Annotated in this window: 13 protein-coding genes; 9 read left to right on the forward strand and 4 right to left on the reverse strand. The window is 66.4% G+C overall.

The genetic code is table 11. From position 1 onward, the window contains the following. The first annotated feature begins 12 nt into the window (after positions 1-12). Genes folK through J2X98_RS05960 form a run of 6 tightly spaced genes read left to right on the forward strand, consistent with a single transcriptional unit; the run spans position 13 to position 5,060 of the window. Complete coding sequence (folK, locus tag J2X98_RS05935) at positions 13-558, forward strand: 2-amino-4-hydroxy-6-hydroxymethyldihydropteridine diphosphokinase (RefSeq protein WP_141944476.1); 546 nt, start codon at positions 13-15, stop codon at positions 556-558. Then, positions 555-1,100: a DUF3180 domain-containing protein gene (locus J2X98_RS05940; RefSeq protein ID WP_307305423.1), complete on the forward strand. Its 546-nt coding sequence runs from the start codon at positions 555-557 to the stop codon at positions 1,098-1,100. The genes folK and J2X98_RS05940 overlap by 4 nt, the downstream gene beginning before the upstream one ends. Further along, positions 1,081-1,593, forward strand: coding sequence for a PH domain-containing protein (locus tag J2X98_RS05945; protein WP_307305426.1), 513 nt, complete (start codon positions 1,081-1,083; stop codon positions 1,591-1,593). The genes J2X98_RS05940 and J2X98_RS05945 overlap by 20 nt, the downstream gene beginning before the upstream one ends. Continuing rightward, positions 1,590-3,248, forward strand: a complete 1,659-nt coding sequence (locus J2X98_RS05950) for a PH domain-containing protein (protein WP_307305429.1) — start codon at positions 1,590-1,592, stop codon at positions 3,246-3,248. The genes J2X98_RS05945 and J2X98_RS05950 overlap by 4 nt, the downstream gene beginning before the upstream one ends. Continuing rightward, the gene (locus J2X98_RS05955; RefSeq protein WP_307305431.1) at positions 3,241-4,134 is read left to right on the forward strand and encodes a Rossmann-like and DUF2520 domain-containing protein; all 894 of its coding nucleotides are present in this window, start codon (positions 3,241-3,243) and stop codon (positions 4,132-4,134) included. The genes J2X98_RS05950 and J2X98_RS05955 overlap by 8 nt, the downstream gene beginning before the upstream one ends. Next, entirely contained in the window at positions 4,134-5,060 is a 927-nt protein-coding gene (locus J2X98_RS05960) for a 4-phosphopantoate--beta-alanine ligase (RefSeq protein ID WP_307305434.1), read from the forward strand. Before J2X98_RS05955 ends, J2X98_RS05960 begins: the two co-directional genes overlap by 1 nt. A 61-nt stretch (positions 5,061-5,121) precedes the next feature. On the opposite strand, the gene J2X98_RS05965 is transcribed toward J2X98_RS05960, so the two are convergent. Then, entirely contained in the window at positions 5,122-5,388 is a 267-nt protein-coding gene (locus J2X98_RS05965) for a hypothetical protein (protein WP_141944463.1), read from the reverse strand. Positions 5,389-5,518: 130 nt separating this feature from the next. Here J2X98_RS05965 and J2X98_RS05970 point away from each other — a divergent pair, with 130 nt between their 5' ends. After that, complete coding sequence (locus J2X98_RS05970) at positions 5,519-6,139, forward strand: TetR/AcrR family transcriptional regulator (protein WP_307305440.1); 621 nt, start codon at positions 5,519-5,521, stop codon at positions 6,137-6,139. A 148-nt stretch (positions 6,140-6,287) separates the two neighbouring features. On the opposite strand, the gene J2X98_RS05975 is transcribed toward J2X98_RS05970, so the two are convergent. Beyond that, complete coding sequence (locus tag J2X98_RS05975; RefSeq protein WP_307305443.1) at positions 6,288-7,907, reverse strand: HNH endonuclease signature motif containing protein; 1,620 nt, start codon at positions 7,905-7,907, stop codon at positions 6,288-6,290. A gap of 404 nt (positions 7,908-8,311) precedes the next feature. Here J2X98_RS05975 and J2X98_RS05980 point away from each other — a divergent pair, with 404 nt between their 5' ends. After that, complete coding sequence (locus tag J2X98_RS05980; RefSeq protein WP_307305446.1) at positions 8,312-8,878, forward strand: type 1 glutamine amidotransferase domain-containing protein; 567 nt, start codon at positions 8,312-8,314, stop codon at positions 8,876-8,878. Between the two features lie 130 nt (positions 8,879-9,008). After that, positions 9,009-10,484 carry a DHA2 family efflux MFS transporter permease subunit gene (locus J2X98_RS05985; RefSeq protein ID WP_307305448.1) on the forward strand — a complete coding sequence of 492 codons (1,476 nt, stop codon included), beginning with the start codon at positions 9,009-9,011 and terminating at the stop codon, positions 10,482-10,484. Positions 10,485-10,498: 14 nt separating this feature from the next. Here J2X98_RS05985 and J2X98_RS05990 read toward each other — a convergent pair whose 3' ends face one another. Beyond that, the gene (locus J2X98_RS05990) at positions 10,499-11,335 is read right to left on the reverse strand and encodes an alpha/beta fold hydrolase (RefSeq protein WP_307305452.1); all 837 of its coding nucleotides are present in this window, start codon (positions 11,333-11,335) and stop codon (positions 10,499-10,501) included. A gap of 65 nt (positions 11,336-11,400) precedes the next feature. Next, positions 11,401-12,072, reverse strand: coding sequence for a TetR/AcrR family transcriptional regulator (locus J2X98_RS05995; RefSeq protein WP_307305456.1), 672 nt, complete (start codon positions 12,070-12,072; stop codon positions 11,401-11,403). Positions 12,073-12,372 lie beyond the last annotated feature (300 nt).

A 12,372-nucleotide genomic window follows, 5' to 3' on the forward strand; every position in this document is an offset into this window, starting at 1 on the left:
CGGGGTGCGCGGATGAACGGGACCTACACCAAGGCCGTGCTGGCCCTCGGCAGCAACCTTGGCGAACGCAATGAGACGCTGACCGAGGCCGTGGCGGACCTCGTGGATCCGCCGGAAGTGCGCCTCCTTGCCGTCTCGCCCATCGTCCAGACCAAGGCGGTGGGAGGTCCTGCGGGGCAGCCGGACTTCCTGAACATGGTCATCACCGTGGAGACCTGCCTCAGCCCAATGGAACTGCTGGCACACTGCCAGGCCGTGGAGAACAAGCACCTCCGCGTCCGTGAGGTCCACTGGGGTCCGCGGACGCTCGACGTCGACATCATCACCTACGGCGACCTGCACAGCGACGACCCCCACCTGACCCTTCCGCACCCCCGGGCGGCGTCCCGGGCCTTCGTCCTCTACCCCTGGTCGCTTATTGAGCCCAGCGCCACACTGGCCGGCGAACGGATCAGCATCCTCGCGGCACAGGCGGACGATTTCGCGGACCTGGCTCCGTTCGACGGGTTCGGCGACTTCAACGGGCTGCCCACGGCAGGAGCGGTCGAGGAACGATGAAGCCCATCAACCCCCTGCGCCTCCTGCTGATCTGCGTCATCCTCGCCGTCGCCGGCTGGTCTGCCACTGTTGTCACCAGCCGGTACAGCATGGCTACGCCCGTGCTGCCCCTTACCGCCCTGGCCACCATGGGTGTCATCGTGGCCATCACGCTGGTCCTGGGAATCCGGGTCCTGAGATGGCGCAACAGCCACAAGCCCAACAGCACTGCCAAGAAGACCCACCTGGATCCGCTCCTGGCCGCCCGGACCCTGGTCCTGGCGCAGGCCTGCGCCTATGCCGGGACAGTCTTGCTGGGCTGGCACGTGGGCATCTTCCTCGACCAGCTGCGGGTATGGAGCCTGCGCAGCGACCAGAGCATCACCTGGCTGGCCCTGGCCATGGCCGGCGGCGGGCTGGTGATGATCGTGGTTGGTCTCGTCGTGGAGCGGTTCTGCCGGATTCCGCCGGAAGACGGCGACCCCAACCTGGACAGCAAAAAGGGCCGCCCTGCCCGCGGGGAAGCCGCAGGGGAAGGCGAATATGCATACCGAGGCGATTGACCCGCCCGGTATCGCCTGGCAAAGGGTTTCGCCGCAGTACGTCTCCGTCCGGCTGGTGGAGTGGGCCGTCGCCAACCTCGCCGCAGTCCTCATCCTGTCCGCTCCGCTGGTGTTTGTCCTCCTGGGATGGTGGCGGTGGCCCCCACTGTGGCTGGCCGTCACCGTTCCCGCCGTCGCGCTGGTGGTTGCCTTGTGGCGGCTGGCCCTCATTCCGCGGCAGGTCCGGGCCATTGGCTACGCCGAGCGCGGCGACGACCTGCTGATCAGGAGCGGCATCTTCTTCCAGCGCAGCATGGCCGTGCCTTACGGACGGATGCAGTACGTGGACATCGCCGTCGGCCCGGTGGAACGGGCGCTGGGGCTGTGCACCGTAAAGCTCCACACAGCGTCGCCGGGCACCAACGCGCGCATCCCCGGCCTCCCGGCAATGGAAGGCGTGCGGCTGCGTGAGCAGCTGGCTGCGCGCGGCGAAGCCAGGCTGGCAGGGCTGTGACCGCGGACGGCCAGCTGCCCGGACCGCCCCTGCTGCCCTCTGCTGCATCCGGTCCGGAAAGCAACGCAACGTCCGACGGCGAATGGCTTCGTGTCCATCCCGCCTCACCTTTTGTCCGTGGCTGGTTTGCCCTGGCAGCCATCGCCTTCTTCTTTGGCAGGGACCTTTTCGAGCGGGCCCTGCAGGGCCAACCCGTTTTTGAAGAAGGGTTCGCCAGGCGTGCCCCTTGGCTGCTGGGCGGGGGAGCGCTGGTGCTGGCGGTGGCGGTGCTGGGGTTCGTCCTTACCTGGTACTTCACCAGATACCAGGTGTCGGGCGGCTACGTCCGGGTCAACAGCGGACTCCTCTTCAGGCAGCACCGCCAGGCACGCCTGGACCGGGTGCAGGCCATTGACATCGTGCGGCCCCTGCTGGCCCGGATCTTTGGGCTGGCTGAACTCAAGTTTGAAGTTGCCGACGCCGGCGAGTCCGCGGTCCGCCTTGCCTACCTGAGGATCGATGACGCACGACAGCTGCGCGCCACCATCCTGGCGCGCGCTTCCGGGGCATTCCCTGCTGCTGGTCCCGGCACGGCTTCCGCGGCCGGCATGAGTGCCCCGTCCGTCGCGGGCCGTTGGGACCCGACCGTCGCGGGACTTCCAGCCCGTCCCGCGCCCGAGGCGCCGGAGCTCGCAGTGCTGGCCGTGCCGCCGTCGCGCCTTATTGGATCGTTGCTGCTGAGCGAGCAAAGCTTCTTCATTGTGGTGGGCGGCGTGGCTTCCGTGATCCTGTCCGCAGTGACGGACAACCGCGCCTTCTACTTCTACCTGGTGCCCGCCGCGCTGGGCCTTGCGGCAAGCTACTGGAACTTCTTCAACAAGGGGTACAACTTCACCGCCGCCATTTCCCCTGACGGAATCCGGCTGCGTTACGGACTCCTGGACACCCAGGCGCAGACGCTTCCGCCCGGGCGGATCCAGGCGGTGAAGATTGCGCAGCCCCCGCTCTGGCGCCCGTTCGGCTGGTACCGGATGCAGGTCAACGCGGCGGGCTACGGAACGTCGGGCAACGCGGTCGAAGGCAACACCCGGACCATCCTGCTGCCGGTGGGGAAGTTCCCCGAGGTCCTGGCCATGCTCTCGCTGGTCCTGCCCGACCCCGGAACCGCCCAGCCTGCCATGACGTTCGGCGCCGGGCTCACCGGCAGGGATACCGGCAGCGGGTTTGTTACCACGCCGCGCCGAGCCTGGCTGCTGGCACCTCTGGCGTGGCGGCGGAACGGTTTTGCGGCCACTGACACGGCCCTGCTGATCCGTTCCGGCCGCTGGTGGCGCGAGCTTGTGCTGGTGCCGCATCAACGGACGCAGTCAATGGCGCTGCAGCAGGGGCCCCTGGCGCGCTGGTTCCGAGTGGCAGACCTGGTCCTGCACACCACGGCGGGGCCGGTTGCCCCGCGGCTCAGGCACGCGGGGCTGGACGAGGCGAGGCGGCTCTTCGACGAGCAGTCGGCGCGCGCCCGGTTGGCCCGGAAGCGGCAGACGACGGAACAATGGCTGCGGCAGGTTGTTCCGGCGCCGGAGCCCAATCCGGTGGGTGGGGGCGAAGCGGTGGTTGAGCCCGTCGAAACTATGGATTCCCGAATGCATAACCAACAGGAAGGCCAGCAAAATGGCTAAGCCCGGACGCCTCGGCGTCGGAATCATCGGCGCCGGCAAGGTGGGGGCCGTTCTTGGCGCCGCCCTGCGGGCCGCCGAGCACGCCGTCATTGGAGTGTCGGCGGTTTCCGATGCGAGCCGGGAGCGGGCTGAGTCTTTGCTCCCCGGCGTGCCCATCCTGGAAGTGCAGGAGATCGTTGAGCGAGCCGAGCTGGTGCTGCTGGCGGTACCGGACGATGCACTGCCGGATTTGGTGGAGGGGCTGGCGAAGCTCGGCGCCTGGCAGCCCGGGCAGCTCGTGGCGCACACCTCCGGCCGGTTCGGCGTAGGTGTGCTGCATCCTGTGCGTGCCGCGGGCGCCATTCCCCTGGCACTTCACCCGGCCATGACTTTCACCGGCATGAGCCTGGACCTCACCCGGCTGCTTGACTGTACCTTCGGGGTGACGGCCGACGCCGCCATGCTCCCCATCGCCCAGGCGCTGGTGGTGGAGATGGGGGCGGAGCCGGTCGCCATCGCCGAAGCGGACCGGACTCTCTACCACGCCGCCCTGGCCCACGGCTCGAACCATCTCGTCACGTTGGTGGCGCAGGCATCGCAACTGCTGCGCGAGGTGGGCGTCGAAGCCCCGGAGCGCATGCTCGGTCCGCTGCTCCGGGCAACCCTGGAGAACGCGCTGGCCTCCGGGGAGTCCGCGCTGACTGGCCCCGTGGCGCGGGGCGACGTGGGAACGGTCCGTGCCCATGCGGAAGCGCTGCGTGAGTTCGACGACGGTGGGCATGGGGATGTGCTTGAGGCGTACCTGGCAATGGCACACGCCACTGCCCGCCGTGCTGAAGGTCGCGGCCTGCTGAAACCTGACCAGCTGAAGGGGCTCCGCGACGCCCTGGATCCGAAGGAGGACTGATGTCCATTCAACTCGTGACCACTGTGGCCGGGCTGAAGGCCGAAAGCGTCCGGCTCCTGAACGCCAAGCAGGGCACTTCACAGGCGCTGGTGCCCACCATGGGCGCACTCCACGAAGGCCATGCAACATTGGCGCGCACCGCCGTCGAAAACAATGACGTGGTGGTTGCAAGCATCTTCGTCAATCCCTTGCAGTTCGGTGACGCCGTGGACCTGGACCGCTATCCGCGAACCCTTGACGCAGACCTTGCCTTGCTGGAGGAGCAGGGCGTGCACCTCGCGTTCGCGCCCTCCGTGGAGGAGGTCTACCCCGGCGGGGAGCCGTTGGTGCGGGTTACCTCGGGCCGGTTGGGGGAGAAATGGGAGGGCGCTTCGCGACCCGGGCATTTTGACGGCGCCCTCACTGTTGTGGCCAAACTGCTGCATTATGGGATGCCGGCGGCGGGGCTTACGGCTGGTTCCGCAGCAGGTGCCGCTGCGGGTGGACTGCCTGCCTACCGTGCCTACTTCGGCCAGAAGGACGCCCAGCAGCTGGCCCTGGTCAGGCAGATGGTTGCCGACCTGAACTTCCCCGTGGAAATTGTGGGCGTGCCGACGGTCCGCGCGGAGGACGGCCTGGCGCTGTCCAGCCGGAACCGCTTCCTGTCCGACGAAGAGCGGGACGCCGCCCTGGTTCTGTCCAGGGCCCTGCGGCTGCTGGAAGAGCGGGCCAACGCCCACGAGCCCCTGGACCTTGACTCCGCGCTGGCGCTGGTGGAATCCCAGCCGCTGGTTTCCCTCGACTACTTCGACGTGGTGGATCCGCGCACGCTTGAACCGTTGGCCGAAAACTGCCGGGAGACGCCGTTCCGCGGAGAAGGCCTGGCCCTCATCGCTGCCAAGGTGGGCCCGGTGCGGCTCATCGACAACATGCCGCTCAACTCCTGATGCACCAGCCGGGCCGCGCCAGGTTCCTGCAGCTTTCGAGCGTGCGCGTTGAAGGAGCGGCCTAGAGGTGAAGGCCGTCCTCGCTGGCCATCAGCTGCTCCAGTAGCGCCCTTTCCGGGCGCCCGGGATTTTGGGCCACGTACCGTCGCAGACGGGCCTTGGCCAGTTCATCTGCAGGGTCTGTGCTGGAGAGCAGTTCGTCGATGATTTCCTGCGCCTGCCAGCGGAGGGATTCGATAGCGAATTGCCGGACTTCGGCCGGAGTGTCACTGGACATCCAAGGCTCCGGGTCCGACGGAACGCTTTCGAACAACCGCTCTGCTGCCATAGGGGCCTCCTTGCACCGTTCCGAAGGGGCCGTTCGTCTGGCCTCCGCGGCTGTTGAGAGCACTGCGCGTAGGAAGAACTTTACAGCCGGAAAGACTGGTCTGTCTTCCCTGGAGTAGGCTATTGACACGATGAATCCTGAGGCAAACGGTCAACCGCCTTCCGCGCACGCTGCGGGCGAGGCGACGCTTGGCGGTGCCGGTATCCAGGAGCGCATCCTGTTGGTCGCGTACGACTTGTTCTCGCGGCGGGGCATCCGGGATGTTGGCGTCAATGAACTCATCGAACGATCCGGAGTGGCCAAGGCCACCTTCTACCGGCACTTCCCGTCCAAGGACTCCCTGGTGCTTGCGTTCCTTGAGCGGCGGGACAAATTGTGGACTGTTGATGCCATCGTCTCCGAAGCGCAGCGGAGGGCAAACACTGCCGCGGAACAGTTGCTGGCCATCTTCGATGTCTTCAGTGACTGGTTCCTGCGCGAAGATTTCGAAGCCTGCTCCTTCGTCAATGTCCTCCTGGAGATGGGCCCAGCGCATCCTCTTGGCCAGGCAAGCATCGACTACCTGGCGAAGATCCGCGGCCACGTGCAAGCCCTGGCGGAAACAGCTGGACTCCAACAGCCCGAGGAGTTCGCCCGGTCCATGCACATTCTGATGAAGGGGTCCATCATCTCTGCCGCCGAGGGCGACATGGACGCCGCTAAACGTGCCCAGCAGATGGCCGGTTGGCTGATTGAGCACCACAGGGCTTAGCAGCCTCTGAAGGTCCAGGCGGAGCCGCGGTCAACCCGCAGCCGCCGCCGACCCGCAGGCGCCCCCGACCTGATCAGCTGCAGACAAACCAGGCCTTTCAGTTTTCAACTGATGGACGCAGTCACGGGCGGGCGCCGAGCGCCAAGGCCTAGCACTCTGCTCCGATCCAGCCGGGGGTGAGGGCAAGCGATCCTGCAAAGAACTCCTCCCAGAGGGGGTCGTCGGGTGGGATGTCGTCGAGGTCGAGGTATCTGTCATTGTCTGGTTCCCAGGGCGGGAGGTCTGCCAGGCCGCCCTCGGGACAGCGGATATTGAGGCAGTGCACGTCACTGCACGTGGCATCCGGAACTCCGGCATCGAGGCCCTTGGCCTCCGGAGACTGCAGTCCAGCAGGCAGGAGCCATTGCGGCCAGTGCGGTTGTTCTCGGTCCGGGTGTTCGGGTTTGTAGTGGCGGCCGCTGGGTGAGGTCCAGCCGGGTGGCTCTTTCGTGGTGGTTGGATCTGGTGCCCAAGTGCTGTGGTGTTTGAGTCGGTGGTGTTTCGGGCAAAGTTGTCCGAGATTGCTGATCCCGGTGCTTCCACCGTGTTCCCAAGCTGTGCCATGGTCGATTTCGTTGTCGGGGGTGCGGTTGGTGCAGCCGGGGAACGTGCATTTGGCGTCGCGCATCCTGATCCATTGTTTGATGGTCTCTGGGAGTCGGTAGCGGGTGCGTCCGATTTCCAGTGGTGCCCCGTCCCGGGGGTCGACCAGGACCCGGTAGAACGAATGCGCCCCGTCAGCGACGAGTTTGCGGGCCATCGACTCCGGGATTGGGCCGAAGCCGTCGAGCGTGGCGGGTTCGTCGGTGAGGCCGAGGAGGGAGAACACCGGCACGGTGACCAGGACGTCGGTCTTGGGGGTGGGAGTCTTGATGGGCCCGGCAGGGTTTCCGGCACCGAGCAGCAGGGATGCTGCGATGTCGGGGCGGAGTTGGGTGAGGGTGCGGGCCTCGTCCGGGCTTTGGAGGCCGCGGGCGGTGGCGGTGGTGCGGTTCCAGATGGCGCACGCGGTGTCCCCGGGGAGGTAGAGCGAGAGCCAGGCCATGCCGTCCCGGTCGGGGCTGTATTCCATCCGCCGGTCCGCCTCACCTTTGGCGTGGCGTTTCCCGATGGATTCCGGGTGGTGCCGTTCCCGCCACCCACGGACCTTCGCCCGGAACCGGGACGGGACAAGCTCACCGGGGGCTGCGCCGCGTGCGGGGTTGGGGGCGTCGAGGTCGAAGAAATGCGCCACCAACTCCATGGCGCCTTCGGGGGTGAGTTCTTCGGTCTCGTCGGCAATGATGCGGGCGTGCTGCCAGGACACGGCACCGGCGGACAGCGCCTCGAGCACCGGTGGCAGGGAACAGACCCGCCGTGACTGGTCCACCAACGCGCCCGCGGCCGCGGAGCTGATGGTCAGGACCCCTGCGATCTCCTCCACGACAGACATTTCGGCGTAGGTGCGGTCCTGCAGGGAGGCATCCGGGCCGGTCATGGCCTGCTGCAACCCAATGCACTCCGCCACGTCCCGCGCCTTCACCGCCGCAAGCTGCGCCTCCAACCGGGCAACAACCTCCAACCGCTCCAGGCACAACTCGTACCGCCGCTGCAACACGTCCACACCGGCACCATCAGCACCCACTGCAGGGATCTCAAGGTCCAGGTCTGCCAAAGCCAGCGCATCAAGGGCAGCGACAGAGGCACGAACACCCTCCAACACCGCCCCCAAACCACCGCTGATTCCCATACCCACATCATCCAACCACCCACCGACATTCAGACCGGGCAGACGAGGGGATCGTGGCTGGGGGATCGTTGGGCGCCCGGCCCGCGCAGCCCATGGCGCCGCTCCCCAAAAGCCGCGCGCCGCCGTCGTACGCCTTGCCGCTGCGCAGGTTCGTTTCCGCAGCCCAAGCACCCGGCGCGACGAGTAATTTGCGCCGCGGAAATGCGTAGCGCGCAGCAGGAGGAACCTACGCGTCGAACGCGGCACATTTGCCGCGGAAGTCCGCAGGGGCAGCACCATCGGGAAAGATAGTCAGCTTGCTTATTACTTTTTACTTTCCTAGGCTGGAAAGCGTCAGGCAATCAACTCTCGGGCGGCATGCCGTGTGCCTAAAGGCCGCGGGCCGCCTCAGGCGAGGAGGAACAATGTCAGAGCACAGCATCGCAGGCAAGAAGGTCGCATTCCTGCTCACTGATGGAGTGGAGCAGGTAGAGCTCACCAGCCCCTGGCAGGCTGTTAAGGACGCCGGCGGCGAGCCCACCCTGGTTGCGCCAAAGAGCGGCAAGCTGCAGGGCTACAACGGCACGGAGGAGGGCGATACCTTCGACGTCGACATGACGGTCGCCGACGCCGACGCCTCCGACTTTGACGCGCTGGTCCTTCCCGGCGGTGTCGTCAACGCAGACCACCTGCGCGTCGACAAGGACGCCCAAAACTTCACCCGCAGCTTCTTTGAGCAGCACAAGCCGGTGGCATCGATCTGCCACGGTCCGTGGCTGCTGATCGAGGCTGGCGTGATCAAGGGCCGCAACGTCACGTCCTACTTCACCCTGGAAACGGATCTCAAGAACGCGGGCGCCAACTGGACCGACCAGGAAGTGGTGGTGGACCAGGGTCTGGTGACCAGCCGGAACCCGGACGACCTCCCCGCGTTCAACAACAAGCTGGTGGAAGAAATCTCCGAAGGCGAGCACGCGGGCCAGACGGCCTAACGCAAATCCCTAATGTTCCCTCAGGGGTAAAAAGAACCCATGCGGAGGAATTACTCCAGCGGGTAGAGTGTTGGAATCTGCAGCGGCGCCGGCCGCGCACCACTCTTAAAACACCCCTGAGGGAACACCCATGTCTACCGAGACCTCTCCCAACGCCAGCGGCCAGTCCGTCAAAAACCAAGGATCGCGGCCTGCTGCCCCGGAGAAGATGTCCCGGGAGTCTGTGACCATCATCAGTACGCTGCTGGTGGCGACGTTCGTGGTGATCCTCAACGAGACCATCATGAACGTGGCCCTGCAGCGGCTTATGGTGGACCTCCGCGTGGATGCGCCCACCGTCCAATGGCTGTCCACGGGGTTCATGCTCACCATGGCCGTGGTCATCCCCACCACCGGATTCATCCTCCAGCGCCTCTCCACGCGGGCGGTCTTCATGCTTGCCATGGGCCTGTTCGCGGGCGGGACAGCGCTTGCGGCCATGGCGCCCGGGTTCGAAGTCCTGTTGCTGGCACGCATCGTCCAGGCCGGCGGCACCGCCATCATGCTGCCGCTGCTGATGACAACCATCCTCACCCTGGTTCCGTTGTCCAAACGCGGCGCGGTGATGGGGAACGTCAGTATCGCCATCTCAGTGGCGCCCGCTATGGGGCCCACCGTTTCGGGCCTGATCCTGGAGCACTTCACGTGGCGGTTCATGTTCGTCTTCGTCCTGCCCGTGGCCCTTGCCGCGCTGGCCATTGGGGCGAAATACCTCACCAACGTGGGCGAGGCGGAAAAGGGGAAGCTGGATGTCCTGTCGGTTATCCTCACCGTCCCGGCCTTTGGCGGCCTGGTCTACGGCCTCAGCCAGATCGGTGGCGGCCACGGCGGCCAGGCGGGTCCAGGCGCAGGTGCCATCGCGGCCCTGGTCGTCGGCGTCGCTGCGCTGGCGGTATTCGTCCTGCGCCAGGTCCGCCTGCAGAAGGCCGCCGCGCCGCTGCTGGACCTGCGGGCCTTCAACTTCCGGATGTTCACCGTCTCGGTCCTGCTGATGGTGGTGGCCATGATGGCCCTGTTCGGCGGCGTGATCCTGCTGCCGCTCTACCTGCAGCAGGTGCGCGGCCTCGGTTCGCTCGAAACCGGACTGGCGCTGCTTCCCGGCGGCCTTGCCATGGGCCTGCTTGGCCCGGTCATTGGCCGCGCGTTCGACAAGGTGGGCCCGCTGCCGCTGACCGTCACCGGGTCCCTGCTGATGGTGGCCACACTTTGGCAGTTTTCAATGCTCGACGCCGGCACGGCAGTCTGGTGGATCATCACCCTTCACGTGGGGTTGAGTTTCGGCCTCGCGCTGCTGTTCACCCCCGCCTTCACCACTGGACTCAACCCGCTGCCCCCGCACCTCTACTCCCATGGTTCGGCGATCATGAGCACCACGCAGCAGGTGGCCGGCGCCGCGGGCACCGCGCTGCTGGTGTCTATCTTCGCGGTGGTGAGTGCCGCGTCCGGCCTGGTCGCCGGAATGAGCGCCGCCTTCATGACAGCGACCGTCATAGCCCTGGCCGCCGTCGTGCTGTCCGTAATGATGCGCAAGACCGACGGCGCTACGGCAGGGCACGGCGCGCACTGACTCAGCCGGCGACACTAGCCGGCGAAGAAGTCGCTCAGTTCCTTGATCAGCTTGTCCGGAGCCTTGATGGCGCCGTCGTGGCCGAAGCCCGGCAGGATGGTGTAGCTGGAACCGGACAGGACGTCGTGGATCTGGCCGCAGGCAATGCCGAAGTACGCCGGGCTCTTTTCACCCACCACAATCAGCGTCTCCAAGGGCAGCGCCTGGAACGGTTCGGCCGGCATGTCCGCAGCAATGATGGCCCTGATCTCGCGGACGCCGGTGCGCATCAGTTCACGCTGCTGCTTGCCTTCCGTGGTGCCCGCTGTCAGCTTGTTGGCAAGCGTCAGCATGGAGAGCGGCATGCGCGACGAGAAGGAACCGCCTGCCTCCAGGCCCCGCTGGATCACGGCCAGGGCGCGGTCGTCGTCGCCGGCGGCGATCGCCTTCTCGTATTCCCCAATCCAGTTGGCGGTCACGCTGCCGTTTACGGACACCGCGGGGTCGTAGACGGCCAGTCGCTCCACCGGAAGGGTCCGCGCGGCGTGCAGGGCAACCGCGCCGCCGAAGCTGTGTCCAAAGACGTCCGTGCTGGACGTGTGCTTCATGACGGTATCGAGGTCCCGGATATCCACGTCCAGTGTGTAATCCTCGGGCTGCGGGGACGATGAGCCGCGGCCGCGACGGTTGAACGTGTGCACCGGCCGGCCCAGGGCTGCGCTCAGTTTCTGGGCAAATTTGGTGTAGTCGGCGGCCGTCACCATGGAGGGCGGTACCACCACCACTCCCGACCCTGCCGTGGCAAGTTCCGCGCCGGTGGAGAAGAGCTCAATCGTGCCGCCGTCGGGGGTCCTGATGTTCTCTCGCGTCATGCTCCGAGCCTAGCTGAGCAAACTCGGTGGGGCATAAGGGACGCGGGTGTAACGGACGCCCTGGCTCAGGCGAGCCCGTCGATGAGGGCCCGGCTGGCGCCCCGGATGGCCGGGAGATCGTGGCCAAGCCCGCAAAGAATGAGCCCGGCGTCCGCAGCCTGCATGGCCGACTCCGGACCAACCGCCCCATCCGCCCGGAGGTAGATCAGGGATTCGACAAGCCGGAAGGTGAAGTCGCCTCCGTCCGTTCCCTTAGGGGTCGCCGGCAGGCTCCCGCCCAGCTCCCCGTACAGCCGCCGCAGCTCCTGCCGATCGCTGAGGAACCGGGCAAAGCGGGTGCTCCGCACCTCCGGCAGGTGGTACAGGACGCCCAGGTTCCAACGGGCACTGCACAGCTGGGTGCCGTCGTAAAGCGCGACGGCGTGCAGCCGGCTTCCTGCCGGGCCTTCGGTTCCCGGGGATCCGGCAGGAAGCGCGGCCACGGACCGTGCGAACTTCAGGCCGGCTGACACCGTCCCCTCCAGAAGGTCCTCGAGGATGTCGTCCTTGGTTTTGAAGTGGTGGTAGAGCGACGACTGCCGGATTCCTACCGCATCCGCAATCGACCGGGTGGAGGTGCTGGCGAAGCCCTGGTTGGTGAAGAGCTCGGCTGCGGCGTCGAGTATTTCGTCGCGGGCCGTGGCGCCTGGCCGCGACGGCTGCTGGTGGCGGGGGCGTCCCGGTCCGGCTGAAGTCACCGCCTCATTCTTGCACCACGGCGGCCCCCGCCGCCGAGTGCCGGTGCGGCATCAGTGCTGGTGAGGGGACGGAAATCTGCAGGAAACAAGATGTCTATCCGCCTTTTACAGAGGGGAAACTGTTTGGGGACATCCCGCTGGAAAACTATCAATTGACCGGTAATCAGCAGCCTTCGGCCGAGCGCTGCGGTACCGGGAGGCTCTACCCCCGTTACCTTTTTCGTAGCCCGTTCCTGTTGCAGGATGAGGGTGTGTTGGCCGGTCGGTCCCGGCATGGTTTCTGCCCCCAGTCGTTTCATG

The sequence above is a fragment of the Pseudarthrobacter enclensis genome (genome assembly GCF_030811655.1).
GTDB lineage: Bacteria > Actinomycetota > Actinomycetes > Actinomycetales > Micrococcaceae > Arthrobacter > Arthrobacter enclensis_A.